We start from the raw sequence: 25,852 nt of genomic DNA on the forward strand, positions 1-25,852 counted from the left end.
TTAGTTACTGCTTGATTGAGAGAAGTCGTTTCATTAGCTCTGGGGGTAGCAGTGTTTTTTTTAAAAAAAAAACTAAAAAAGTAAATATCAAACTCGGGCAGAAACTAAACTTAGAAAAGTTTAAAAGCTTATATTTTTCCAATATCAGAGGCGATGTTTTAGCAGGGATAACTGTGGCATTAGCGTTGATTCCAGAATCCCTGGCTTTTGCTGCGATCGCCAAAGTTGAGCCAATGGTAGCTTTGTATACTTCATTTTGTATAGCCGTCGTGATTTCCCTGTTTGGTGGACGACCGGCAATGATTTCTGCAGCTACTGGTTCGATGTCGTTACTGATGACATCATTAGTAGAAAAACATGGAGTTGAGTATTTATTTGCAGCCACAATCCTGACTGGAATCATTCAATTCCTGATGGGAGTTTTGAAATTAGGAAGATTTTTTACCTTCATTCCACAATCTGTAGTCGCGGGTTTTGTTAACGCCTTGGGTATCTTAATTTTTATGGCTCAAATCAGGCAAGTTGCTGGACAAGCCTGGCAAGCATACGTTATGGTAGCCGCTACATTGGCAATTGTTTATCTCCTGCCCCGTTTTACCAAGAGTGTACCATCACCCCTCGTTGCCATTATTTTGATGACGATTGTGGCAATGTCTACTGGCGTTAATATCACCAGAGTAGGAGATATTGGAAATATAACCGATACACTTCCATCCTTGCATCTGCCGCATATTGACCTTTCCCTAAAAAGCTTTTTCATTATTCTTCCTTACTCATTAACGCTCTCGATTGTCGGTCTTTTAGAATCTCTATTAACAGCACAACTGCTTGATGAGCTAACAGATACCAAGAGCCCTAAAAACCAGGAAGTGAAAGGTCAAGGTATTGCAAACATTGTCGCAGGCTTTTTTGGTGGCATGGCTGGCTGTGGCATGGTTGGACAGTCGATTATTAACATTAGATCCGGTGGAAAAGGGCGTTTGTCCACCTTTGTTTCGGGTGCTTTCTTGTTAATTCTGATTTTCGTTTTGAAAGATATTGTTAAGCAAATTCCTATGGCTGCCCTCAACGGCGTGATGATTATGGTGGCTTTTGAAACCTTTAATTGGAACTCATTAAAAGATTTACGCAAAATGCCGTTGACTGAGGCAATTGCCATGCCTGTGACGGCGGCGATCGCCCTTTGGACTCATGATCTTGCTCAAGGGGTTTTGGTTGGCGTGATCATGAGTACTTTAATTTTCGCTTGGAAAGCAACCCAAATCACAGCAGTAAAATCCATTGATGCTAGCGGAGCGAAACACTATACAATATCGGGACAACTTTTCTTTGGTTCAATCTCCAACTTTCTGGAGTTATTTAACTATGTTGACGATCCAGAAAAAGTTGTGATTGACTTCCATCATGCTCATGTGTGGGATCACGCTGCTGTCACTGCAATTTCTAAAGTGGTTGAGCGGTATCGGAAATTGGATAAGTATGTGGTTATGGTTGGATTAAACCAGGAAAGCCAGTCATTCATGCGTCAAGTTGGTGTTTTGGAAGGGGTTATCAACTAAACTTTGTCGGCGTTGCTGATTTGAAGTATGAATTTGATTTTGTCATGCTGAGTGTAGCAACGCGAAACGTAAGCGCAAAGCGTGCCGCTAGGCATACGCGCAGCGTGTCCCTTTGGGACTCAGCATCTATCGAGATTCTGAGCGCCAAGGGCGCACGCTACGCGAACACTCCAGTGCGTTGCGTGCCTCACTTCGTGAGGAGCTACGCTAACAGAATGACAATTCATACCCTGATTCAGCAACGCCACTTTGTCTTGGTGGTAACAAATTTTTCAAATTTTGTGGCACTTCATGTGCGTTTAAACCGTCTTAGCGGTAGCCTGCGGCACGCCAAGATGCGTCTACGTTAGACTTCTTACAAAAGTCGAAAAAAAGAATAATTAACCACAGATGGACAATCATGAGACACAGATGGAATCAAAGAGATACAATCTTGTCTATTAATAGGTAATTTTACGGCGTAATAGGGGTAGTTGGCACAAAGAAGCCAGCACCCATTTTTTTCTTGCCCCCAAGACCATTTGTTTCCAGCTTATTGGTTTGGTGCTTGTGTCATAAACCTATTGTGGGATGTAGAGGATGACACCGGACGGCCGCACTCTACATCCTACAAAAAAAATGTAAAAAACACCTAATATACTGTAAAAGAAAAATACTCCCATCAAATTTTTTACAGCTTCATTAGAAATAAATATAAGTATAAATTTTATTTGAAATACTGACCTTTTCTACGGAAATACACAAACTCACGACGAAAAGTTGAACAGGTATTAACAAATTTTGGTTTAAGCGCTTATACCAGCTTTTTCAAACAAGACAAACAGTGAAAATACTTATATTTAAAGTATTAACTTTGTGTTGTCAACCAAAACTCTGATGGCTAGTGGGTACTGTAGAGAAATTAACAAATACCTAAAACTCTCCGCATCCTTTGGTTCCCTATAAACGAACGGTGAGTAATCAGATGTAAAACGTAATATTGTTTTGTAGAGTACCAGATGATGATTACAGGCATTCTTTTCGTTGATCCATCTGTAAGCCACTACGAATTTTTACTGAAAAATGTTGTAGCAGGCATCAAGGCTATTGTTCTTGACTCTCAGCGAGATGGGGTAGCACAAATTACCGAGGTACTGTCCCTGTACCGTGAAGTGGAAAATGTCCACATTGTCTCTCACGGCTCTTCGGGAACCCTAACCCTTGGCAATAGCGAACTCAGCCTGAGCACCCTAGAACTTTACGCCGACCAATTAAAGAATTGGTTCTCCGCATATTCCCACCTTCCGGTCTCTCCAGTTCCCTCCCTTCTCCTCTACGGTTGCCATGTGGCTGCAGGTGATGCTGGGGTAGAATTCATCACCAAGCTACACCAACTAACGCAAGCAAATGTTGCCGCCTCCGCCAACCTCACTGGCAACGCTTTTCTGGGGGGTGATTGGAACCTGGAAGTCAACATTGGCAGCATTTCAAATCAACCACTGGCATTCAGCGCCGAAGTTCTCACAGCGTATCCATCTGTACTCAATGCTCCTATCCTCAATGACGCTAATCCGATCCTGGATGCCATTAACGAAGATGCAGTCGCACCCATAGGGGCAGTTGGTACGCCAATTTTCTCCTTAGTGACCCTTGGTGATCAGGTCATTGACCAGGACCCCGACGCAGTCACAGGTATTGCCATTACAAATGCTGACACTACCAACGGTAATTGGTTGTACACCACCAACAACGGCAGCAACTGGGCAGCCTTGGGGTCTACATCCGACAACAACGCTCGTCTATTGGCGGCTGATGCAATCACCCGCCTTTACTACCAGCCCAACGCCAACTTTAACGGCACTATCAGCAATGCTCTGACGTTCCGTGCGTGGGATCAAACCAGTGGTATCAACGGCGGCACTGCGGACACCAGCGCCAACGGTGGCATTAGTGCCTTTAGCACTGGGATTAACAGTGCCACACTGACAATCAACCCTGTTAACGATGCTCCTATCCTCACTGACACGAACCTTATCCTAACTGCCATTGACGAAGATGCAGGTGAACTCATAGAGCCAGTTGGTACCCTCGTTTCCTCCTTAGTTAGCCTTGGTAGTAATGTCACCGATCCAGATAACGATCCACTTACAGGTAATCCACCACTTACAGGTATTGCCATCACAAATGCTGACACTACCAACGGCAATTGGTTCTACAGCCTTGACGATGGCGGCAGTTTGGCACGTTTAGACTTGGTATCCAATACCAACGCTCGCCTATTGGCAGCTGATGGAACCACCCGCATTTACTTCCAGCCCAAAGCCAACTTCAATGGCTCCATCAACAATGCTCTGACGTTCCGTGCGTGGGATCAAACTACTGGTACCAACGGCGGCATTGCGAACACCACTATTAGTGGTGGCACTACTGCCTTTAGCACTACGACTGACACTGCCGCAATTACCATCAACTCCGTCAATGATGCTCCTACCCTCAGTGAAGCTAATATCACCCTAACTGCCATTAACCAAAATGTAGGCGCACCGATAGGAGCAGTTGGTACCCTCGTTTCCTCCTTAGCTCGCCTGAATGATAACGTCATCGACCCCGATAGTAATGCACTCACAGGTATTGCCATCACAAATGCTGACGCTACCAACGGCACTTGGTTCTACAGCACCAACAATGGCAGCAGCTGGATACCCATAGGAATTCTATCCGACACCAACGCTCGCCTATTGGGGGCTAATCCCAACACCCGCATTTACTTCCAGCCCAACGCCACCTTCAATGGCACCATTGACAATGCTCTGACCTTCCGTGCGTGGGATCAAACTACTGGTACCAACGGCAGCACTGCCGATACCACCCTCACTGGTGACGCTACTGCGTTTAGTATTCGGACTAACACTGCCGCACTTACCATCAACGCCGTCAATAATGCTCCTATCCTGCTTGACACCAACCTCTTGGTAAACACAGTTGAAGATCCAGGGGTACCAACTGGACCAGTTGGTACCCTTGTTTCCTCGTTAGTCAGTCTTGGTGTTAACGTTACCGACCCAGATAACAATGGAGTTACAGGTAATGGAGCTACAGATAATGCACTTACAGGTATTGCCATTACAAATACTGACACTACCAACGGCAGTTGGTTCTACAGTACCGATGATGGCAGTAGCTGGGCAGCTTTGGGGTCTGTATCCGATGCTAACGCCCGTGTGCTAGCGGCTGATGGAAGCACCCGCGTTTACTTCCAGCCCAACGCCAACTTCAATGGCTCTATCAGCAATGCCCTCACCTTCCGTGCATGGGACCAAACCAGTGGTACCAACGGCGGCACCGCGAACACCACCATTAGCGCTGGCGCAACTGCTTTTAGCATTGCGACTGACACTGTCGCAATAACCATTGATGCCGTCAATGATGCTCCTATCCTCGGTGACACCAACGTCACTCTAAATGCTATTGAAAAAGGTGCAGGCGCACCCATAGGGGCAGTTGGTACCCTTGTTTCCTCGTTGGTGACTTTGGGTGTTAATGGTAACGTCACCGACCCAGACACTAATCCACTGACAGGTGTTGCGATCGCAAACGCTGACACTACCAACGGCAGCTTCTTCTACAGCACCGACAATGGCACTAACTGGACACCTTTAGGATTTGTATCCGATACCAACGCCCGCTTACTCGCCGGTGATGCCAACACCCGCATTTACTTCCAGCCCAACGCCAACTTCAATGGCATCATCAGCAATGCTTTGACCTTCCGTGCATGGGACCAAACCAGTGGTACCAACGGCAGCACTGCGGATACCACCCTTAGCGGTGGCGCAACTGCCTTTAGCAGCGCGACTGACACTGCCGCAATTACCATTGGTGCTGTCACCAATCCTGTCACCAATCCTGTTACCAATCCTGTTACCAATCCTGTTACCAATCCCGTTACCAATCCTGTCAACGATGCTCCTATCCTGAAGCTCCTGTCTAACAATATTTTCCAGTTAGAAGGCAACAAACCAAAACTTGAAGCCACTCTCACCGGAGCCAGTTCTAATCAGGTGAATGAACTGGGAGTGTTTGTTGTTGACGATGACCAAGGAACAATTAATGGCATTGCTCCTGGTGCAGAAAATTATGCCCAAGTTGCGCTTTCAAGAACCAAGGCTATTTTCTCGGTGATTGCCGATACTCCCAATGGGTTTAATACTGACTTAACACGTCTACTTGAATTTAACTCAGGGGAACGCCTGCGATTCTTCTTGGTCAACAACAGTAGTATCGATGCTGTACAAGCTGGTTCAACTTCTCTGACAGACGTACTCTTTTCCAACCCCTCAACCCAAAAAGTCACAGACTTGGGTAATGGCGAGTTTACATTGTCTTTCAATGATGCATCAAATAACAACACTTCCGACTTCCAGGATCTGGTGGTGAAGATTAAGGCAACAAATCAACCGTTACCTCTAGGTGCTGGTCTTCAGGGAAATCCTTTTGGAGAACTTATTGATTTGCGTGATGTGTCAACTCAGGTCAAAGCAGAGTTTGTCTTAAACAGAGAAGCAACCAATGACAATTTCGTCGGCTTCTATCAAGTCGCTGATACCAATGGTGGTATTGATATCGATGGCAACGGGACGGTGGACTTGCGTCCTGGTGATGCAGGTTATGCTCAAGCTGCTGTGCAGCGACGTGTTCCAGGAATTGACTTGACAGTGGACAATCAAAGTACTGCTACATTCACAGCTAATCTTAGCCCCGGTTCAGTCTTGGCACCATTCATTATTGCTAATGGCAGACCGGAGGCAATTTTAGATGGGAATTCAAATAACGACCCCGCAGTGTATTTCTCCTTCTTAGGAGCTAACTCAGATAAAGTTGACCATATTCGTTTGTTGGGGAATAACACCTTTGGCTTTGAGGATTTAGCAAATGGCGGTGACAAAGATTACAACGATATGATTGTCAAAGTGAATCTAAGTGTTGGTTAACCCACTCAAAAACCCAGTTTCTTAAACAATACCTTAAGCAGCCCTCCGGTACATGCACCGGAGGGAAGCTTTCTTGTTATACCGATTCAAAAAATGTTTGCCACAGATACCCCACCCGCCTGATGGCACCCTCCCCGATGCCTTGGTCCGGGTTGGGGAGGGGTCTTGTCCATGTGTTGCATTCTTTTTTCAAATTGGTATTAGCTATTCATCACGATCAAGTTCCGACTGTATTGCAACAAAGTGAGAATGCTAGTTTTCCTCGTCTAGTCAAGAGGGGAGGAAGTAGGAAGTCTCACAGGCAACCTTAACAACTGCTAGCAACAACTGTTAGGCAGAGTGGGGAATGTCAATTCACAATAGAAATGGAATCCTTTACCCTAAATACAATTCATGCAATCTCCTTCCGCAGCCAGTCCCGAGCCAATTTTTACCGGTTTTCACGCTCTTAGCGATCCACTCAGGATTAGCGTTATCGAACTACTGCGAAATCAAGAGCTTTGTGTGTGTGACTTGTGCGAAGCTTTAGAGGTTAGCCAGTCAAAACTGTCTTTTCACCTGAAAACTCTTAAGGAAGCTGGTTTAGTTCGCTCTCGTCAGCAAGGACGCTGGATTTACTATAGCCTCAACATACCTCAATTTGCCGTCCTAGAGCAGTACCTCTGTGAGTTCCGCCGCCTGAGCCAAATTTTGCCTGCTCGTTTATGTAAAGAGCCATCATAATATATAAAATTTTTTTGATTAATTTATATGAAATGCACTCTTTTTTGGCTTGACTAATCAATTTTTTTTGAAATAATAGAGATATAGCAATCGTAAATGATTTGTGAAATTCTCTGTTGTCTCTTTTCTTGGCGTTCTAGCCATAGGCACGCCCTTCTCAATCGCCCAGATGCTGCCTTGCAATTCGTAAGTTCCTCCGGAACGAGGCACGGCTATGCCTGCGGCACGTCTTTTGACGTTAGCGAATGCGAGTGCGTGTGCATGATTGCACTCAGATCCTCATGCGCGGAGGCACGCACTCGCCTGCTGCGGGAAAGCCGTCATTCGCACCACAGTTGTGTTGGAGGATTTTCCTCCAACACAACTGCTCGCTGCCTCACCGCTCTTGCCTCTATCTAAGGCGTCTATGTCCTGCGAACACGCGATAAGCCGGAGGCTTGACGCAGAGCGTATCGCCCAAAGCGCTTCCTTCGGGTACGCGTTTGGCGGTTAATAATTTGCATAAATCAGATAAGACTGCTATGTACCCTAATTTGTGTTTGGTGCAGTTGTTGCGGCTTTGATTTAAGAATTGTAGCTATGCAAGAAAATTTATGCAGAAGAAGCGATGAAAAGAAAAAATCTTCTCAAGCAACTTTCATTTCTTGATCGCTTCCTAACCCTTTGGATTTTTTTAGCAATGGTTATTGGGGTTGGGTTCGGTTACTTTATTCCTGGAGTAGATACCTTTATTAACCAATTCCAAGTAGGAACCACTAATATACCCATTGCGATTGGCTTAATTTTGATGATGTATCCGCCTCTTGCCAAGGTGCGGTATGAAGAGTTGGGCGATGTGTTTCGTAATGGCAAAATTCTCGGTCTGTCGCTAGTTCAAAATTGGCTTATCGGACCAATTCTGATGTTTGCTCTAGCGATTATTTTCTTACATAATTACCCTCAATACATGGCGGGATTAATTCTAATTGGATTAGCCCGTTGTATTGCAATGGTCGTTGTATGGAGTGATTTAGCAAGAGGAGATACTGAATACACAGCGGGACTTGTAGCATTTAACAGTATATTTCAAGTTCTGTTTTACAGTGTTTACGCTTGGTTTTTTATGACTGTTTTGCCACCTTTATTCGGCTTGAAGGGAAGTGCAGTCAACATTAGTATTGGAGAAATTGCCCAAAGTGTCTTCATTTACCTAGGAATTCCCTTCCTGGCTGGATTCCTAACTCGCGTTCTTCTTGTCAGAGCAAAGGGAAAAAGATGGTATCACAATGAATTTGTTCCCAAAATTAGCCCAATCACCCTGATCGCTTTGTTGTTTACCATTCTGGTCATGTTTAGCTTGAAGGGCAATCTCATCGTTCAGATTCCATTGGATGTTGTCCGAATAGCAACTCCGCTGCTTATTTACTTCGTACTCATGTTTTTTGTCAGCTTCTACATGGCTTGGAAAATCAAAGCTGACTATGCGAAAGCAGCAAGCGTGGCATTTACGGCTGCTGGCAATAATTTTGAGTTAGCGATCGCTGTTGCTGTAGCTGTATTCGGAATTAACTCAGGTGCAGCCTTTGCTGCTGTGATTGGTCCATTGGTGGAAGTTCCTGTGCTAATCGGTTTGGTCAATGTAGCTTTCTGGTTAAGAAACCGGTTTTTCAAGGCAAATGAGCCAAAAGCTGTATAGTCAGCTAATTTTTCGACATTTATTTTATCTATTTCTATTCCAAAATTAACAATCAACAAATCCATGCAAAAAGTCATGTTTGTTTGCAAGAAAAATTCTCGTCGTTCTCAAATGGCAGAGGGATTTGCTCGCACTTTAGGAGAAGGTAAAATTGGCGTCACCAGTTCCGGTTTGGAAGAAAGTTATGTAGATCCGACAACTGTCCAAGTGATGTCAGAAATTGGCATTGATATCAGCAATCAAACTTCCAAGCCTTTAAGCGATTTCAAGGCGGAAGATTACAATGCCGTGATTTCTCTTTGTGGTTGTGGAGTGAATTTACCCGAAGAATGGGTGATAAGAGATGTGTTTGAAGATTGGCAACTTGAAGACCCAGAAGGGCAAGATATAGAAACCTTCCGCCGCGTTCGAGATGAAGTAAACGAACGAGTGGTGAAGTTGATTGAATCTTTGAGTTAATTTCTATCTCGCATTACACAGCAGTATCAACTTGACCGAAAAAGAAAAGGCTTCGCCGTGAGATCAGCCGAACGGATACAAGCCCCGAAATTTATTTCTGGAGAAGAAAAAATGCGGAGCAACTTTATTCAAGCCCCTGGATTCATCCGTGGGGTCTTCAATGCGTGAATGCGTGAATGCGTGAATGCGTGACTTCCCCGTAAGCGCAAAGCGCACGCACTCGCGTTCGCGCAGCGTCTCCGCTCTTGAGAAGGGGTGACCCCCTCATACCGGTGGCAGAATTCGAGCGTGCTGCCTTGTCCGAGCGTGATTTAATTGTACTGCGTGCGATCGCCGAACGTGACCCAGACAATCAAATCGGTGTGCGGTTGTTTGGGGCAGAATTGACCGACAAACTGGTTCGAGCGCTGTGGCGTAACAACATATCGCAGTGAACTACCTACACGCTCCCTTCGGTACAGTGTAGGCTTCCCAATTCATTGGGCATTGCCTCCGCCTTCGTAGATTTTTTACGTCCAGAAGACTTTGGTCTTACATCCCCTCGGTGGGCAGAAGCGCTAGTTCCTAACGCCCATAAGCGCAAACCTTCGTTTTTAATATTTATGGCAGCGTTGATGTCTCTATCATGCTGCTTCTGGCAGTGCGGACAGTCCACAAACCTAATCCCCAATGAATCATAACCATTTTGCAACATTGGAATTGGTAGTAGAGTTTGACTACAAAGTTGAGATGATGGGAAGAACCGACCAATTTCAAGATAGGTATGTCCAAAATCCTCAGCCTTGTATTTCAGCATGGTTAAAAACATTCCCCATCCTTGGTCACTGATAGATTTCGCCAAGTTAGGATTTTTAACCATGTTCTTAACTGCCAAGTCTTCTACACAAATTACTTGGTTTTCGTATGCCCGGACTGCGAGATAGCTTGTGCAGAAAATCCTCTCTGACTCTAGCTATAATGCTCGTGACTCTAGCCGCTAAGCGTTTAGCCTTGCGACGTTTATTAGAGGCTTTGTCTGTTTTTCTGGATAATTTCTTTTGTTTACGTTTTTTGTTCTTTTCTAATTTTGCTAATCTTTTTTTAGGCAAGTCGTACTTTGACCCATCAGAAGTTACAGCAAAATTCTTCAAACCTAAATCAATTCCAATAGCTTCATTAACAGCAACTACTGGGTTGTCTTCTTGATTAAACAGAATAGAAATATAATATCTACCATCTGTATTTCGTGATATTGTGACAGTTGTAAAATTTGCATCAGGTAGATCTCTGTGAAACACGGTTTTTACCATCCCCAGGTTGCCAGGAAACTTGATTACAGAATCCTTTGGCATTAATTTGACGTTTTGGGGATATTGAATTGATTGCTTACCATGCTTAGACTTGAAGTTTGGGTATTTAGCGCGTCCCTCGAAAAAATTGACAAACGCGCTAGAGAGATTAAATGTGACTCGTTGTAGAACCTGACTATAAGCAAGTCCTAACCATTCATATTCTTTCTTCAACCCAGGCAACAACTTGTCCATTGCAGCCGAAGATGCGACCTTTTCCAGTTTCTTTATATGCAGTAGTTGTGGCGTTAAGCATATAATTCCACAACCATCGAGTATTGCCGAAACATTGAGCTAGATAGGATTCTTGCTCATCGGTAGGGTAAATTCTAACTTTAACTGCTCTATACATGGTGAGTCCAGTTGGCGGTGTCGGCTTCCGTCCCGCCAAACTGGCGAACCCGGAGGGTATCGACCTATTACCGTGTTTATATATTTATGGTAACGTATAAATTTAAGAAATAGCAATATTTGCTCGTTTCCTCCATGTCCTCTTCCCTCGCTGTCGCATTGGTCAGAGGACTGTCGTCAACTCACAAAGCAATTCATCTCGACGCCTCCCTAACGGGTAGGCGTGAGCCTTCTTGCTGTTCCAGGGTAAATCGGAGTAAACCCCAAAATATACGATTGTTCGTCTGTTTCGCGGTCTGATTGACAGTAGCAACTGGTTCTGATGATCAACAAAGCACCAGTTCTCTTAGGACACCGTTTCTAGACCCTACCGCCTACGCCGTGGCGGTTTACCTTGCGGATGGTGCTTTTCATCTAACCATCCCATTGAGACGGCAGACTCCAAACTATGACCTAGCTCTGCAAGGAATAATGCAGTACGTTCTAGCAAGATTCTATGAATCTGTTCCTTCTTCATAAACCTAGTTATTTGAAGGTCAGACCCTCTAATCTTGATATTTGTCGCTGCATTTTGGTCAGCCTGCAATACCACCCCATCGAAGGTCAAGAATTGATCTCCCAGACGTTTTCCTAGTAACGTACCATTGCGATGATCAACCTGTGAGGTATATGCAGGATTGACTAATTTAACTACTCCACCCTTTCGGAGAGATATTTCATCTAATGCTTTTTGTAGTTCACCTTTGCTCCATTCATTTAACCTTCGGTTTACAGCTTTAGCTCTGTTTTTACCTTTTATATATTTACTTAAGTCTTCGGCTACTACTTCGCCATAAGAATCAAATATTTTATTAGTATCAGTGCGAATAAGCTGGGTGATGTAGTAACGTTTTTTACTATCTAGCTTACCCGCCTTTTTGCGCCCTAAGTTATTTTCTAAGATTCGTTGCCTCCGTGCAGGGTCAACTTTTCTTGAGATAGCAAATAACTTTTGACGTTTCTTATTTTTCTTGGTCCTTCTGTCAGAAGCATCATTAATAACGCTTCCTAAACCTTCAGCATAAGCTATGCCATCACTACCGTAAAAGCCTTCAGTAAACCCCTTATCAACTCCTAAGCTATCCTTGTTAGGGCTGACTTCAATCTTAGTTGTTTTAGGGTAATGAAGTTCTACAATTCCGGAGTTATTGATTAGAAAACGTAGGCGTCCTGCCTTGGGTGTAACCCTGCCAGTAAGGATGGGGATAGATATCCACGCTACTTTCTTTCCATCCATAAAACCAGGTATTTGGTAAGTAGTTACTTTTCCCTTGCGAGACACCTTACCTTTCATGGTATTACCAGTAGCGTTAATTACAATTTGGTTATCAACCCAAGTATGACCACGTTTGTAATATTGTCTAACCCAACGACTAATTAAAGGGTATTGTTGCCACTCCTGAGAATTGAGACTTTTGATAAGTTCATCTCTGAATGACGTTTCTAGATTATCTACTAATATTGTTTTCTTCCCTTTAACCACCTGTTTTTTTTCAGGTTTAAAGGTAGAGTATATTTTCCGAATAAAAAAGCACTTTAGCTGCTTCTTGAACTGCATGAATATCATCAATAACAGCTTGTACAGTTCTTTCCCATATCTCAGAGCTAAGATTGAACCTTTCTGCACCGTATAGTTTTTTTAGCTCTGGGGTATTCCGGATGTTCTTAATAATTGTATTTTTATCAATTCCCCAAGCTTGCAGCGACCCATATTTGTTCCATAACTCACAACGTAAGTCGCCTAAAGCCTGAGCCACCTTACTTAACTCGTCTGGTATGTCACCAACAGAGTAGGCAATCCTAGTAACTGTATATTCAGTTGTTTGGACTACTTTCTTTCGTACCATCGGTGTCGCCAACTACATTAACTACACTTTACTGCGTTTTACTCCAAATTCACTACCTCTTTTTCAATCTTTTTTTCATATTTACGTAAAAAGTACAGTCTTGAACTGAAGCAGTGCATGATACTCATGAAGTCTTGCATTAACTCTTGTTGAGGACTTAGTTCAGTATTGTTGAGAACAGTAATAGTGCAATCATGTAACTGACAGAACCACGATGCGGAGATCAAACCCAAATCTAGCTAATCTATCTTTGTGCGCGACAACTATTTCTTTAACCAACCCTTTGGTTACATCCTCCAATAGAGCTATGAACTTCTTCCTCTTAAAGTTCATCCCTGACCCAATTTCAGAAATACAAATACAGTTAGGGTAGTTTTTACCTAAATAAGTAATTTGGCTCTCAAGTTCTGGTTTTTGACCACTTGTTGAAATTCTGGCGTATAGAACTACTTTTCGGTTGTCAGTTCCGCCTTTAATGCCTTCTAAGGAAGCTTGGCTATAGCGTCTGTGACCACCAGGGGAACGTATATAGTCTATTTTTCCAGCCTCTGCTGGGGGCAGCTAGGGTTTTAGGGTGAAAGCCATATTGTTTGTAAACTTGTTGCGGTGATAGATACTGCATAATATGGAGTTAAATAATACGTTTCACTCCATTTTACTCCTAATTAAAACCACCGAAATCACACGGGGTGGCGATCGCCCAAAGTAGCCCACTGCTTTAGACAGGCGATCGCATCACCTAAAAACTCCGGGAGCGTGGAAGCTCTGTGTCTTTAAACCAGAGAGGAAACGCGACACGGTTAATTTATTAACCGTCAAGTCTACTATTAGGCAGACGCTTAATATAGTCTCGAACAACCTCCGATATTTGCCTATCGGTCGATTCAGCATATTCCTTCAACACTTCAAACTCTTTTTCAGACAGTCGAACTCTCAACATTTTTTCTCTTGGCATACACACAATGTAGCAATAAAAGTGCTACTATGATGATATGCCGAAATAGCGAAAGGCACTGTGGTTGGCACTCGCCGAAGGTTCAGCAGTAGGCAAGTGTTGGAGATGAACACGTAAACCGTAGCAATGGGGCTGTCCGGGAAATGTCTCGGTTGTAGAAGCAATATCAATCAGTTGGTATTGAGTAAGCCAGCCTGGAGGTTCGGGGAGTAGTGTTGCGAAACTTGCACAGGAATCCAACCGCTATTTTCTCAGGGCTACTGAAAATTCTCGCTCTGAACGTGGAACAAAGGCGAAAGCCCCCGCGCGTGACTCCGGGGGTAAGCTTACAGAGTAACATAATGATAAATTAGACAAAGCAGGGTATGGCAGCCAATCTAGAAAGCATCGACTCATTCCGAGCCTTAGCACTCCAGGTAACGTGTCACGCCGTCAACCAGGCAACTGACCGTCAGGAAGCCCGTTCTTTGATGCAAAATACTATCAACCGTTTGGCACAACAAATTGCTGCCAGCATTGCTTTCATCGGCTTCGACTGTCGTTTAATTGTTCTACCGGAATACTTCCTTACGGGCTTTCCAATGGGAGAGTCACTCGCAGTCTGGGCGGAAAAAGCTTGTCTAGAAATGGCGGGTGCTGAATATGAAGAACTTGGTAAAATTGCCCAAAAGCATAGTATATTTCTTGCTGGCAACGCCTACGAACTCGACCCTAACTTTCCTGGGTTGTACTTTCAAAGTTGCTTTGTTATCGATCCATCTGGGTCAGTTGTCTTGCGGTATCGGCGGTTAAATTCCATGTTTGCTCCGACACCGCATGATGTTTGGGATAAGTATCTTGATTGCTACGGATTGGAAGGCGTGTTTCCGGTTGCAAAGACTGCAATTGGTAATTTGGCAGCGATCGCATCAGAAGAAATATTGTATCCGGAAGTGACACGGTGTCTAGCAATACGTGGAGCAGAGATTTTTCTGCACTCAACCTCAGAAGTATATGGCAAAGAACGCGCTCCCAAAGAAGCGGCAAAAATCTGCCGCGCTGTGGAAAATATTGCATACGTAGTCTCAAGCAATACGGCAGGTATCGCTAATATCCCCATTCCTGTGGCTTCTGCTGATGGTGGCTCTAAAATCATTGACTATCGAGGACTGGTTTTAGCGGAGACAGGTGAGGGGGAGAGCATGGCAGCTTTTGCTGAGATAGATTTGGCTGCTTTACGCCGCTACCGCCGCCGACCGGGGTTAAATAATTTACTTTCACGACAGCGGTTTGAACTCTACACAGAAAGTTATCGTCACTCGCATTTTTACCCAGCTAACACTATGCTGGAAAAAGAAGTAGACCGTAAACACTTCATCCAAAAACAGCAAGAAACGATAGAGCGCCTAGCTAAACTAGGGGTGATTTGAGCCATGTCCAAACCAATAGAAGTCCGCAACCCCCGGACTGGAAAATTTGATTATGTCATTATACCTCCACCCTCAAAGTTGATAGCACAGCAGTGCAACCGCTCACGGAGAGCGCAAAAAAGCTGGCAGCAGCTTGGTTTAGAAGGGAGAATCGAAGCTTTACAGCAGTGGAAGCAAGCTATATTATCCGGGCGCGATAAACTGACTGAAGGTTTAGTAAATGATACGGGCAGATTATCAATCTCGGTATTGGAAATTGACTCATTCCTCTCCAGCATTGACCGTTGGTGTAAATTAGCAAGAGAACTGCTGCAAGAATCTAAAAAAGACACGGCAATTTCTTTTATCGAACTGCAACAAACAGCGGTTCCTTATCCTCTGGTTGGGGTAATTAGCCCGTGGAATTTTCCCCTGTTGCTCTCAACAATTGATACAATTCCAGCATTGCTGGCTGGTTGTGCCGTCATCGTCAAACCCAGTGAGATTGCTCCTCGCTTTGTGGCACCGCTGTTAACAGCACTCAACGCCGTCCCAAAATTACGCGACGTATTAACTTTTGTGGAGGGAGCAGGTGAAACGGGAGCTACTCTGATCGAATGTGTAGATTTGGTGTGCTTTACTGGGAGTGTGGCGACGGGGCGAAAAGTTGCACAAGCCGCAGCTAAACGCTTCATTCCTGCTTTTTTAGAATTGGGAGGGAAAGACCCAGCTATTGTCCTGCCATCAGCCGATTTGGACTTAGCAACATCAGCAATTTTGTGGGGTTCTGTCGTCAATACTGGACAGTCATGCCTCTCCATTGAACGGATCTACGTTGCTGAATCTATTTTTGAACAGTTTGTCGAAAAACTGGTAGCCAAAGCGCAACGGCTTCAGTTAGCCTACCCTACGGTGGAAAGTGGGGAAATTGGTCCTATTATTGCAGAGAGACAAGCAGCAATTATCAGCGACCATTTGCTAGATGCAGTGGAACAGGGAGCAGTTGTTCACTGTGGCGGTGAAGTTGAGAATTATGGAGGAGGTTGGTGGTGTAATCCTACAGTTCTCACTTCTGTTAACCATTCTATGAAGGTGATGAGCGAAGAGACATTTGGTCCTATTATGCCAGTGATGCCTTTTTCCACAGTTGAAGAAGCGGTGAACTTGGCAAATGACTCAATTTATGGATTGAGTGCAGCGGTTTTTGCCTCCTCGGAAGCAGAAGCATTGGAAGTGGCACGCCACGTAGATGCGGGTGGTATCAGTATCAACGATGCTGCTCTCACCGCCCTTATGCACGAGGGAGAAAAAAATGCTTTCAAATTTTCTGGTATGGGTGGATCGCGCATGGGACCTGCGGCGCTGACACGTTTTATGCGAAAAAAAGCTTTTTTGGTGAAAACAAAGCCGATTGCCGATCCTTGGTGGTTTGATAGTAAAGGGGATTAGGGATTAGGGATTAGCGATTAGGGATTAAAGTAAATATTAAGTAGGGTGTGTTACGGCTATGTAAGGACTTGAGAGTTTGAGAGAGTGAGATAAGAGCCGTAACGCACCGCATTTGGTGGTGCCGTACTCTCGTTAATGCACCCTACAATTTAACGTTTAGTTTATAAATCATCTCTGACTGTGCGTAATACCAATTCTGTATGAAGATGCCCTTATGCATAAGAAATCAAATACATAAGAAATCAAAACGAACCACAAAGGACACGTAGACGCGCAGCGGCGTGCCGTAGGCTAGAACACGAAGAGAGGAGATATACAGAAAATTTGGCGCAGCTTCACAAAGAAACGGTATAAGTCTTATTATCTTAAGGTGTTCCACATTTAATTTGCATTATCTGGGCGGGCAAGATGCCGACCCCACAAAAATGTGAAATAATTTAAAGCAAGCAAACTAAATGTGCTTTAGCTTATTTCTTTTTTAAGATTGCCATTCAAGTCGTTTCCCCAGCCAGTGTAGAGACATTTCAAAACCATAAGAATTTTAAGAGAAGCCGGGGAGTTTCTATGCAATGAGTTTCTCCAGGCATTGTGGAGATTATATTGCACAGCTATTTTCAGCTAATTGAACCACAGATTTTTGTAGGGGCAGAGGCTAGCCGTGTCCCTACCCCGTGGTTTATTTACTTGAAAAGCGCTGTAAGCTTATAAGGCTTTATCCCACTCTAACTGATGAGCTAAACCATACTTGATAAAATCTTCAACTTTCGCTTTATCACTTTTACCAAAAACACCTAAACTGTAAGGATTATCTTGCATACGTTCTGTGACTTGCTCTTTTTCAAATCGTATCAATTCGTCTCTAGGCTTATCCGGTTTAAAAAAGTCTACAACCAAGACAGTTCTGTCATAATTAGTGTAATTATGCGGACAGTGCGGATAGCTGTGATCTAAAACCATAACTTCTCCTTCATGCCAATAAAGCTCCTCATGGCATATTTTCATAGCTATATCCCCTGGTGGCACAATCAATCCTAGATAGCCACGATTCATATGAGGGTTATAGTTCACATGTAGCTTGATATCCAAGCCTGGATGGAATGTACCAAAATACGCATTTCTGATGATATTATCATCGTTCAAGTTGACTTTTTCTATCACCTTAGCCAAATTTGGGAAATATTTCTCTCTTAATGCAAGTGCTTTTTCTGATGCATCATTTGGTCGATAATCTGGGTATTGTATTTGATGGAATTGAATATATTCTTCAATAAAAAGACCTTGAAACAAAATCCCAAAAGCAGTGTATTTGGAATTACCCTTGGTTTTAATGGTTTTACTTTTAGGCCCTAAAACATTATAAGTAAATTTTAAATCATCATCAGATGCGTGCTTAATAAAGTGTGTAAACTCATCTCTAATAACTTGCCAATTATCTTGGAAACTTTTGAGAAAAGGAAATTCCTTTGGGTCTAGATGATACTCATTAAAACTTTCCATTATCTTTTCTCCTGAAGATGATTGAATAAAAAACGTTACATGGTGAGGAAATTGGGTCTATGTCCCGGTACGATATTGGAATTCCTGACTAAACTAGAGTATTTATCGATGACTAGTTAAAAGACCATGCCCAGAGTTGGTTGCGAACTTATACAACGGTTGAATGGAATAATAAGTAGCTTTGTGGAATTAAAATAAACCATCGTAAGATGGGAAGCGCGATGACACGGAGTGTCCGCCATAGGCGATGCTCCCAAAGGGAGCCGCCCAAGGGGCGATCGCGTAACCCATGCTGTTCAAGCAATTGATGCCCTGCGGCTACGCCTAACACATCCTACGTTTAATTATGTCCGCTTACTTATCGTGTGTGTTGATATTGTTAAACTTTTGGGTTCTGTACTCATTTTAATGTGAGGTCAACTGTGTCTCAAGCTCCGGTATTAGATTTAATTATCAAAAATGTGCGGGTAGTTCGTCCCCATCATGATGCTGTCGAACTACTTGATTTAGGAATTAAGGATGGAAAATTTGCTACTATTGCTCCTAATATTAGCCCAGACACAGGCAAAGAGGTATTGAATGGCAAAAACCTGCTGGGCTTTCCTGGGGTTGTGGATGCCCATATGCACATCGGTATCTATCAACCCCTCGACAAAGATGCTGTGACTGAAACCAAAGCAGCCGCAATGGGGGGAGTCACAACTAGTCTCAATTACATTCGTACAGGGCAGTATTATCTCAACAAAGGCGGTTCCTACCGCGATTTTTTTCCAGAAGTACTAGCGTTATCCGCAGGTCATTTTTTTGTTGATTATGGGTATCACGTCGCACCTATAGCTAGCCAGCATATCGACGAAATACCTCTACTGTTTGAAGAACATGGTGTATCTTCGTTTAAAATCTTCATGTTTTATGGCGGCTATGGGTTGCATGGTTTGTCAGACCAGCAAAATCTCTTTTTGATGATTAATAAAGAGGAACGCTACGACTTCGCTCATTTTGAATTTATTATGCGCCGTCTCACTCGCTTGATGGAAGAACATCCAGAAGCGCGAGATACTATCAGCCTAAGTTTGCACTGCGAAGTTGCAGAAATTCTCAACGCCTATACCAAAATAGTTGAAAATGATTCTAGTCTTAGCGGACTGCACGCCTACAGTGCGGCACGTCCCCCTCATTCTGAAGGATTAGCAATTTGCATTGCTTCCTATTTGGCACATGAGACTCAGTGTGCAAATATCAATTTGTTGCATCTGAGTTCGCGTAAGGCTATGGAAGCAGCTTTGACTATGCAAACTGCTTTTCCCCATATCAACTTTCGGCGAGAAGTTACCGTCGGACATTTGCTATTAGATGTTGATACCCCTGCGGCTACTTGGGCAAAAGTAAACCCCCCTATTCGTCCCCGTGCCGATGTGGAATACTTATGGCAAGCAGTACTCAACCATCAGGTAGATTGGATAGTGAGTGACCATGCTTGCTGTTCTGCCGAACAAAAAAGAAGTGCTAAAGACCCAAATAATATTTGGTTGGCAAAGTCTGGTTTTGGTGGTACAGAATATTTACTTTCTGGCGTATTTAGTGAAGGTCGTAAGCGGGGAATGTCCTACAACCACATGGCTAAGTTGCTATCTTGGAATCCGTCGCGGCGCTTTGGTTTGTTACAAAAAGGGGATATTGCGATTGGCTACGATGCTGATTTAGTATTGGTAGATCCAAATGAAACCTTTGTGGTACGTGCTGCTGAATCCGAGTCACAACAAGGTTACACACCCTTTGAAGGGGTAGAGTTAACGGGACGGGTGAAAAGTACCTTTTTACGTGGAAATCTTATCTACAATAATGGACAGGTTCTAGGTTCACCCACTGGACGTTATTTAAAAAGATGTTAGAGGAATCTCCACAGAAATTTTGTTGCTTAAAATCTTAATTACTATCTACCAAGAAAAGGAATTGTGCTATGTCTGCCATTCGAGAGGAAATGCCTGTACTTACCCGCCATGAAGGAGATTGGGTTGGTACTTATATACTGGTTGATACAAAAGGAAATATCCTTGACAAACATGACTCTCACTTAACTTGCCAGTTCCCAGAAGACGGTTCCTACTCCTACTACCAAATTAATCGCTATAAATGGTCTGATGGCAAACAGGAGGAACACCAATTTCCGGGAAACTATCGGGACAAGAAAATATGGTTTGATACAGAGCGCATTGAAGGAAAAGCCTGGGAAGTAGATGATGCAACAATTATTTTGTGGTTTTCCTACAAGACTATGCCAGGTATGTACTTGTATGAAATGATTAATCTCAGTCCTTGCAATAACTATCGTTCACGTACTTGGCACTGGTTTAAAAATCATCAACTCTTCCAGCGCACGCTAATTCAAGAAGAACGTCTACGATAAAATGTTGAGCGATCGCCCAAAGGGCAGACGCTGCTAGGCGTATCGCAGATGATTTATAAAGTGGATCTTCAGGGTGCGTTCACCGAGAGTACGGCACCATAGTTATATAATGCGTTACTGGTTAGTGGTTAGTCGTTAGTAGAAAATCCGACTAACCCTTCGGGTTCCCCAGTCGCCTGCTGTCGGGAAACCCTCCCGCAGCGCTGGCTCACCACTAACAATTCCCAATCTAAAATCTAAAATTAGCAAGAAAAAAGCATGGCAAAAGCTGACAAAATAAATTTTTCTACAGCGAGTGGTTTTCCAGAATTTCTTCCTGGCGAAAAGCGCTTGGAATTATATTTATTAGATACTATCCGTAAAGTTTTTGAAAGCTATGGATTTACACCTATCGAAACTCCCGCAGTAGAACGCTTGGAAGTTTTGCAAGCGAAGGGCAATCAAGGCGACAACATTATCTATGGTCTTAATCCCATTCTGCCACCAAATCGCCAAGCAGAAAAGGATAAGGCAGGTGAAACAGGTTCAGAAGCAAGAGCTTTAAAATTTGACCAAACAGTTCCTTTGGCGGCGTATATTGCCCGTCACCTCAATGAATTAACCTTTCCCTTTGCTCGCTACCAGATGGATGTGGTGTTTCGCGGAGAAAGGGCAAAAGATGGACGTTACCGCCAGTTCCGTCAGTGCGATATTGATGTTGTCGCCCGTCGCGAACTCAGCTTGCTCTACGACGCTCAGATGCCTGCTATTATCACCGAGATATTTGATGCAGTTAATATCGGTAATTTTCTGATTCGCATCAACAATCGTAAAATTCTCACTGGTTTCTTTAAGTCAGTGGGGATTGAAGAAACCAAAATTAAATCTTGCATTGGCATTATTGATACACTGGAAAAAGTCGGTGAGAAAAAGGTAAAACAGGAGTTAGAAAAAGAAGGTATTTTAGCAGAGCAAACTCAAAAAATTATCGATTTTGTTCATATTAATGGCACAGTTGATGAGGTACTAGATAAGCTCAAGTACCTGGCTCAAACAACACCAGAAGCCGAGGAATTTAGTCTGGGAGTGACGGAGTTAGAAACAGTTATTACTGGAGTTCGCAATCTTGGAGTTCCGGAAAATCGTTTCTGTATTGACTTATCCATTGCTCGCGGTCTTAATTATTATACGGGTACAGTGTACGAAACAACCCTTATAGGACATGAAGCTTTGGGCAGCATTTGTTCTGGCGGTAGGTATGAAGAATTAGTCGGGATGTTTTTGGATGAAAAAATGCCGGGAGTGGGCATTTCTATTGGCTTAACTCGCTTAATTAGTCGGTTGATCAAAGCTGGTATTCTCAATACCTTAGCTGCCACACCAGCCCAAGTGATGGTAGTGAATATGCAAGATGATTTGATGCCTGTTTATTTGAATGTCTCGCAAAAGCTGCGTAAGGCTGGAATTAATGTTATTACTAATTTTGACCAACGTGCTGTGGGCAAACAATTTCAACTGGCTGAAAAACAAGGAATTCCATTTTGCGTGATTATTGGTTCTCAGGAAGCAGCAGCGCAAAAGGCTTCTTTCAAAGATTTGAGAACACGTGAACAAGTGGAGGTAGCGCTGGAAGATTTGGCGGAGGAAATTAAAAGAAGACTGGCGTAATTAATTGAGATAAAGTAATTCATTCCTAAAGATAGGACTTACACATCAAAAGACTGGATTATTTGCAACTACCTAAAAATACCCGTGTTTTCTCGAAAACACCTTGTCCAGGATTTAATTGGACAGATATTGTCCAAATTAAACCCTAAGAGCCGGACATAAGTGTTCGGCTTCAACTACGTTGAATTTGGACACTAATTACTCGGGTAATATGTAGTCAGTACGCAGAGAACCATCGCTGCGGAAGAAGACTAGCGCACCAGTGGCACTAGCGTACGGTCCATGCGGGATATGTGCTGGTCGCCAGAAGTAGCAACCTTGTGTCATCGTCCCGCACAAGCTCGTCAATCCTCCCAACACGACGTAGGCTTCTTCAATGACGGGGTGGATCTCGGCGCGATAGTCGCGCCACTGGGGCAATACACCAAGCAACCAGGTACTCGCACCCGTATCTGGGTCTGTGCGTAGGGTTTTACGCATCGCACCAGGTGGGAAGCCTGGTGTAATGGTCCCAGCCCAGGGCAGGGCTGAGGAGTCGATACTAGGAATGTAGCGCTCAAGGCGGTTACCTGGCGCGTGTTCGCTAGCAGCGATAAACTGAGGGCTTGCCGATGGCATCCAGAGGGCGTTAGTGACTTTCTGCGCCTCCCAAGGACCGCTACAGACTCCAGCAGGAATGTAAGCGTAAGAGTGTTGTTTAAGGCGGTACGAGCCTATTTGCAGGTGTCCGTCGAGGACGAAGACCTCGATATCAGTGGAAAAGTATCCAGTCGGTGCAGACCAGCCCGCAGGAAAATTTACCAACTCAGTCGCCGCGCCGTTGCCTGGGTCTCGGCTTAGCGTCCGCGCTTGGGCTTTAGCGGCTATGCCGGATATCTGCCACACGTCTGATTCTACCTCGCTTGACTGGATAAACTCGATATGTGGGCGACCCATAGGGCGATCGCCTTGACGATACGTAGGGTTAGTTTCTATTGAATTAGTTTCCCCAGTGAGTGGGGACATTGTAAGGCGGCTGTCCATAATTCAATCTTAAGTAGAGTTTAATTTTTCATTCAATTAAGCGTAGTAGGTTGGGTTGAACAATGGTGAAACTTAACAAATACAGATTAGGTTTTCTGGTATTCAATCCAACTCTGATTAAAATGATATCTTTTAAAAAACTTGGCATAAAACTGAGTCAAGCTTTGACATTAATGCATGGTCTGGCGACAGTGTTGCGTTAAGTGCTGCAAGCAAGACCCAATCGATTTAGTATATTTTTGAACAGAAACAAGTATGAGACAGCACAAATTATTTAGGATTTTTTTTGGATTGGCGGTGTTATTCTGTGCATTACCCCTCGCTTCCTTTGCACAGGTTGACAAAGCGACAGTTCCTAGAGAAACGAATTAGACTAGCCCTCTACCCAAGACAGTCGTCGCCCGCATTTAGCACGGCAGAACCCTAACTTCTAAAGCAGACGAGTAATATGCTTATCTTAAAGAAACTGGTATCAAGAAAATTGAGTCTATTCCGGGCAACTTGGGAGCGCAAGTGCTTGATCGTACCGACGGTAAGACCACGGAGTTTACTGTTATATCCTACTGGGAGTCAGGGGACGCCATTCGTAAATTTGCAAGCGATGACATTGAAAAGACACGATATCTTCCCAAAGACCGCGAGTATCTGCTGGAACTCGAACCAAAAGTCAAACATTTCGATGTCCTGCTTGATGATCGCAAATGAGTCGAAGAACCTATCGAAAGCCGAATGCAAAACAGCTTAGCCAAGTTTTTGTGGACATCTCCTATGCCTGAAATTATATAAACTTAGTTTATACACTACAAAGGGTGACGATGGCACAAGAGTCAGAGAATACTTTAACAGTTGCTCATCAAGCATTTGAACACTTCCAGCATGGATTGGCAACAGGCGAGTGGAACCAGTTCTTAGATATGCTCACAGAAGATTTTAGCTTTTGGTTTCCAATGGGAGAATTCCACGGGTTGAATCAGGGAAAAGAGAAAGCGAGAGAATTTTTCCAATATGTTTCTGAAGCTTTTAGTTCTGGACTAAAGCTGACTTCGCTAGATCACGTTACTAGTAATGAGACAACAGTTGTTTTTGAGTTCCGCGATGAGGGACTGTTGTTTGGACAACCTTACAAAAATCGGGTTGCGGTTTCGTTTGATGTACGTGGAAACAAAATTTGCGGCTATCGGGAGTACTTTGGCAGCGATGGCAAATCGAATTAAAGTAGTTCTACTTTAGTTTGTGTCAGCATTTTTTTGATTGAGTTCTCTGCACTTAGCCTCGGCTGCTTGATAAGCTTCCTGGTAACTTTTATCACCCAACATGACGTTCCCGTAATACTCGTAAGGTGGGTCACCATAGATTGGCAGTGGGTCGTCTTCTGGATAATCTTCTTTAGATTCTTCTATGATTGCTTTCAGTTCTTTTACGGTTAAAGTTTGTGCTGGAAAGTACCAGATTTCTTGAGCATTCTTGTTCAAGTACGGTAGTGTTGGATCGACAATGCTATTTTCCAGTTCAATCCAACCGTGTTCGATGGGTTTGTATGGCTTGCCAGCAAACGCTAAAAAGCCCTGTACATAAACTGCTCCCTGCGTCGCCAATGCTGCTCTGTAAGCATTCTGAAACTGGGTTTTAGGCTTGCTTTTTACGCGTTGGGCAACTTCAACAGAAAGCGCTTCATCCAATGGTTTGTTCATCGACAGTGAGGATTAAGCAGCAACTACAACATACTAGCATCTGTACCCGCCGTCAACGGTTACATCATTCCTCGTTCATTTCAAAGTTGACACCTTCGTAAATGTCACTCAATTGAATTTGGAACTCGAAGGCAGAGAGTGGTAATACGGAATCGGCTGATTCATAATCAGTTAATAGCCATTTTCCATCGGGTGTTTTAGCAAAATGCTGAACATGAAATTTGTATTGATTAATTAAGACATATTCTCTAAAGTTGGGGATTGACCGATAATAATCAAACTTATCCCCTTGGTCATAATTTTTAGTACTTTTTGATAGTACCTCAGCAATCATCAAAGGATTGGTTATCGTGTCTGTGCGATTTTCGTGTAGAACTGGCTCTCCCGAAATCACCATCACATCTGGGTAAGTGTAAATTCGATAACTGGGTATCCACACACGGACATCGCTTGTAAATAACTCATACCCTTTACCTCTCAAAGCAAATTTTAAAAAAGCCGCAAAATTAACAATAATGCGGTTGTGGTTGATTGAACCTCCGGTCATTGGTACTATCTCGCCATCTATATATTCACTTTTATATTCAGCAGCTTCCTCTAGTTCTAAATACTCTTGTGGCGAGTAGTAGCGTTTTTTTGTCTGTGTTTGCATGGCTGATACAATTTTGGTTTACTGATTGTAGATTTTTAATTATTGTTTGATTTTACGGGTTGCTACTAAGTAGCTCGACCTGAATAAATGTAGGATGGGTTAGCGAAGCGTAACCCATGCTGTCCTTTGCGATTGATGCTGTACTCAAAGGCACCCATCTTACTAGCACGATACAGTGATGCGTTACGCCAA

Annotated in this window: 21 protein-coding genes and 2 pseudogenes; 14 read left to right on the plus strand and 9 right to left on the minus strand. The window is 43.6% G+C overall.

Annotation, left to right across the window (positions count from 1 at the left end; translation table 11 throughout):
* The first annotated feature begins 11 nt into the window (after positions 1–11).
* From AACT52_RS29420 to AACT52_RS29445, 6 genes and pseudogenes are all read left to right on the plus strand, one after another.
* A complete protein-coding gene (locus AACT52_RS29420) occupies positions 12–1,559 on the plus strand; it encodes a SulP family inorganic anion transporter (protein WP_443216675.1) in 1,548 nt (515 codons plus the stop codon).
* Between the two features lie 998 nt (positions 1,560–2,557).
* Positions 2,558–6,529 carry a DUF4347 domain-containing protein gene (locus tag AACT52_RS29425; RefSeq protein ID WP_073634361.1) on the plus strand — a complete coding sequence of 1,324 codons (3,972 nt, stop codon included), beginning with the start codon at positions 2,558–2,560 and terminating at the stop codon, positions 6,527–6,529.
* A gap of 393 nt (positions 6,530–6,922) precedes the next feature.
* A complete protein-coding gene (locus tag AACT52_RS29430) occupies positions 6,923–7,252 on the plus strand; it encodes an ArsR/SmtB family transcription factor (protein WP_073634362.1) in 330 nt (109 codons plus the stop codon).
* A 607-nt stretch (positions 7,253–7,859) separates the two neighbouring features.
* On the plus strand, positions 7,860–8,927 hold the full coding sequence (arsB, locus tag AACT52_RS29435; RefSeq protein ID WP_073634363.1) for an ACR3 family arsenite efflux transporter: 1,068 nt from the start codon (positions 7,860–7,862) through the stop codon (positions 8,925–8,927).
* A 63-nt stretch (positions 8,928–8,990) separates the two neighbouring features.
* Complete coding sequence (arsC, locus tag AACT52_RS29440) at positions 8,991–9,386, plus strand: arsenate reductase, glutathione/glutaredoxin type (RefSeq protein WP_233154105.1); 396 nt, start codon at positions 8,991–8,993, stop codon at positions 9,384–9,386.
* A 263-nt stretch (positions 9,387–9,649) separates the two neighbouring features.
* Positions 9,650–9,820, plus strand: a pseudogene (locus tag AACT52_RS29445) (red chlorophyll catabolite reductase); the annotation flags it as partial.
* A gap of 5 nt (positions 9,821–9,825) precedes the next feature.
* Here the strand turns inward: AACT52_RS29445 and AACT52_RS29450 are convergent.
* The 5 genes and pseudogenes from AACT52_RS29450 to AACT52_RS29465 form a co-directional block, all read right to left on the minus strand.
* Positions 9,826–11,066: pseudogene (locus AACT52_RS29450) on the minus strand (RNA-guided endonuclease InsQ/TnpB family protein).
* A gap of 366 nt (positions 11,067–11,432) precedes the next feature.
* Positions 11,433–12,662: an IS200/IS605 family element transposase accessory protein TnpB gene (locus AACT52_RS29455; protein ID WP_073634364.1), complete on the minus strand. Its 1,230-nt coding sequence runs from the start codon at positions 12,660–12,662 to the stop codon at positions 11,433–11,435.
* Positions 12,604–12,951: a hypothetical protein gene (locus AACT52_RS29460; RefSeq protein WP_073634365.1), complete on the minus strand. Its 348-nt coding sequence runs from the start codon at positions 12,949–12,951 to the stop codon at positions 12,604–12,606. Before AACT52_RS29460 ends, AACT52_RS29455 begins: the two co-directional genes overlap by 59 nt.
* 192 nt (positions 12,952–13,143) lie before the next feature.
* Complete coding sequence (locus tag AACT52_RS41565; RefSeq protein ID WP_198941015.1) at positions 13,144–13,512, minus strand: recombinase family protein; 369 nt, start codon at positions 13,510–13,512, stop codon at positions 13,144–13,146.
* Positions 13,513–13,933: 421 nt separating this feature from the next.
* Entirely contained in the window at positions 13,934–14,146 is a 213-nt protein-coding gene (locus AACT52_RS29465) for a hypothetical protein (RefSeq protein ID WP_143172909.1), read from the minus strand.
* Positions 14,147–14,271: 125 nt separating this feature from the next.
* On the opposite strand from AACT52_RS29465, the gene AACT52_RS29470 reads away from it, so the two are divergent.
* Together AACT52_RS29470 and AACT52_RS29475 are read left to right on the plus strand one after the other, a co-directional pair.
* Entirely contained in the window at positions 14,272–15,315 is a 1,044-nt protein-coding gene (locus AACT52_RS29470; protein WP_073634367.1) for a nitrilase-related carbon-nitrogen hydrolase, read from the plus strand.
* Positions 15,316–15,318: 3 nt separating this feature from the next.
* The gene (locus tag AACT52_RS29475; RefSeq protein ID WP_073634368.1) at positions 15,319–16,743 is read left to right on the plus strand and encodes an aldehyde dehydrogenase family protein; all 1,425 of its coding nucleotides are present in this window, start codon (positions 15,319–15,321) and stop codon (positions 16,741–16,743) included.
* A gap of 702 nt (positions 16,744–17,445) precedes the next feature.
* Here AACT52_RS29475 and AACT52_RS29480 read toward each other — a convergent pair.
* A complete protein-coding gene (locus tag AACT52_RS29480) occupies positions 17,446–18,240 on the minus strand; it encodes an aspartyl/asparaginyl beta-hydroxylase domain-containing protein (protein WP_073634369.1) in 795 nt (264 codons plus the stop codon).
* A 231-nt stretch (positions 18,241–18,471) separates the two neighbouring features.
* Here AACT52_RS29480 and AACT52_RS29485 point away from each other — a divergent pair, with 231 nt between their 5' ends.
* From AACT52_RS29485 to hisS, 4 genes are all read left to right on the plus strand, one after another.
* Complete coding sequence (locus tag AACT52_RS29485) at positions 18,472–18,654, plus strand: hypothetical protein (protein ID WP_143172910.1); 183 nt, start codon at positions 18,472–18,474, stop codon at positions 18,652–18,654.
* An 8-nt stretch (positions 18,655–18,662) separates the two neighbouring features.
* Entirely contained in the window at positions 18,663–20,132 is a 1,470-nt protein-coding gene (locus tag AACT52_RS29490; protein WP_073634370.1) for an amidohydrolase family protein, read from the plus strand.
* 68 nt (positions 20,133–20,200) lie between these two features.
* A complete protein-coding gene (locus AACT52_RS29495) occupies positions 20,201–20,647 on the plus strand; it encodes a DUF3598 family protein (RefSeq protein WP_073634371.1) in 447 nt (148 codons plus the stop codon).
* 258 nt (positions 20,648–20,905) lie between these two features.
* A complete protein-coding gene (hisS, locus tag AACT52_RS29500) occupies positions 20,906–22,294 on the plus strand; it encodes a histidine--tRNA ligase (RefSeq protein ID WP_073634372.1) in 1,389 nt (462 codons plus the stop codon).
* A gap of 198 nt (positions 22,295–22,492) precedes the next feature.
* Here hisS and AACT52_RS29505 read toward each other — a convergent pair whose 3' ends face one another.
* A complete protein-coding gene (locus tag AACT52_RS29505; protein WP_233154106.1) occupies positions 22,493–23,317 on the minus strand; it encodes a DUF4437 domain-containing protein in 825 nt (274 codons plus the stop codon).
* A gap of 489 nt (positions 23,318–23,806) precedes the next feature.
* Between AACT52_RS29505 and AACT52_RS29510 the strand changes: the two genes are divergently transcribed.
* Positions 23,807–24,022 (plus strand): antibiotic biosynthesis monooxygenase family protein, encoded by a 216-nt coding sequence (locus AACT52_RS29510; RefSeq protein WP_272937124.1) that lies wholly within the window; start codon positions 23,807–23,809, stop codon positions 24,020–24,022.
* A 110-nt stretch (positions 24,023–24,132) separates the two neighbouring features.
* On the plus strand, positions 24,133–24,531 hold the full coding sequence (locus AACT52_RS29515; RefSeq protein WP_073634373.1) for a nuclear transport factor 2 family protein: 399 nt from the start codon (positions 24,133–24,135) through the stop codon (positions 24,529–24,531).
* A gap of 12 nt (positions 24,532–24,543) precedes the next feature.
* Here AACT52_RS29515 and AACT52_RS29520 read toward each other — a convergent pair whose 3' ends face one another.
* Together AACT52_RS29520 and AACT52_RS29525 are read right to left on the minus strand one after the other, a co-directional pair.
* A complete protein-coding gene (locus AACT52_RS29520) occupies positions 24,544–25,008 on the minus strand; it encodes a hypothetical protein (RefSeq protein WP_073634374.1) in 465 nt (154 codons plus the stop codon).
* A 64-nt stretch (positions 25,009–25,072) separates the two neighbouring features.
* A complete protein-coding gene (locus AACT52_RS29525; protein ID WP_073634375.1) occupies positions 25,073–25,660 on the minus strand; it encodes a Uma2 family endonuclease in 588 nt (195 codons plus the stop codon).
* Positions 25,661–25,852 lie beyond the last annotated feature (192 nt).

Source organism: Scytonema sp. HK-05, assembly GCF_963872035.1.
Classification (GTDB): domain Bacteria; phylum Cyanobacteriota; class Cyanobacteriia; order Cyanobacteriales; family Nostocaceae; genus Kalymmatonema.

Bases quoted from the DNA above. Each gene is read 5' to 3' on its own strand.
- AACT52_RS29430 (WP_073634362.1), top strand. From the start codon at position 6,923: ATGCAATCTCCTTCCGCAGCCAGTCCCGAGCCAATTTTTACCGGTTTT.
- AACT52_RS29505 (WP_233154106.1), bottom strand. From the start codon at position 23,317: ATGGACAGCCGCCTTACAATGTCCCCACTCACTGGGGAAACTAATTCA.
- AACT52_RS29495 (WP_073634371.1), top strand. From the start codon at position 20,201: ATGTCTGCCATTCGAGAGGAAATGCCTGTACTTACCCGCCATGAAGGA.
- AACT52_RS29475 (WP_073634368.1), top strand. From the start codon at position 15,319: ATGTCCAAACCAATAGAAGTCCGCAACCCCCGGACTGGAAAATTTGAT.
- AACT52_RS29520 (WP_073634374.1), bottom strand. From the start codon at position 25,008: ATGAACAAACCATTGGATGAAGCGCTTTCTGTTGAAGTTGCCCAACGC.
- AACT52_RS29460 (WP_073634365.1), bottom strand. From the start codon at position 12,951: ATGGTACGAAAGAAAGTAGTCCAAACAACTGAATATACAGTTACTAGG.
- AACT52_RS29425 (WP_073634361.1), top strand. From the start codon at position 2,558: ATGATGATTACAGGCATTCTTTTCGTTGATCCATCTGTAAGCCACTAC.
- AACT52_RS29515 (WP_073634373.1), top strand. From the start codon at position 24,133: ATGGCACAAGAGTCAGAGAATACTTTAACAGTTGCTCATCAAGCATTT.
- arsB (WP_073634363.1), top strand. From the start codon at position 7,860: ATGAAAAGAAAAAATCTTCTCAAGCAACTTTCATTTCTTGATCGCTTC.
- AACT52_RS29470 (WP_073634367.1), top strand. From the start codon at position 14,272: ATGGCAGCCAATCTAGAAAGCATCGACTCATTCCGAGCCTTAGCACTC.
- arsC (WP_233154105.1), top strand. From the start codon at position 8,991: ATGCAAAAAGTCATGTTTGTTTGCAAGAAAAATTCTCGTCGTTCTCAA.
- hisS (WP_073634372.1), top strand. From the start codon at position 20,906: ATGGCAAAAGCTGACAAAATAAATTTTTCTACAGCGAGTGGTTTTCCA.
- AACT52_RS29525 (WP_073634375.1), bottom strand. From the start codon at position 25,660: ATGCAAACACAGACAAAAAAACGCTACTACTCGCCACAAGAGTATTTA.
- AACT52_RS29480 (WP_073634369.1), bottom strand. From the start codon at position 18,240: ATGGAAAGTTTTAATGAGTATCATCTAGACCCAAAGGAATTTCCTTTT.
- AACT52_RS29455 (WP_073634364.1), bottom strand. From the start codon at position 12,662: ATGCAGTTCAAGAAGCAGCTAAAGTGCTTTTTTATTCGGAAAATATAC.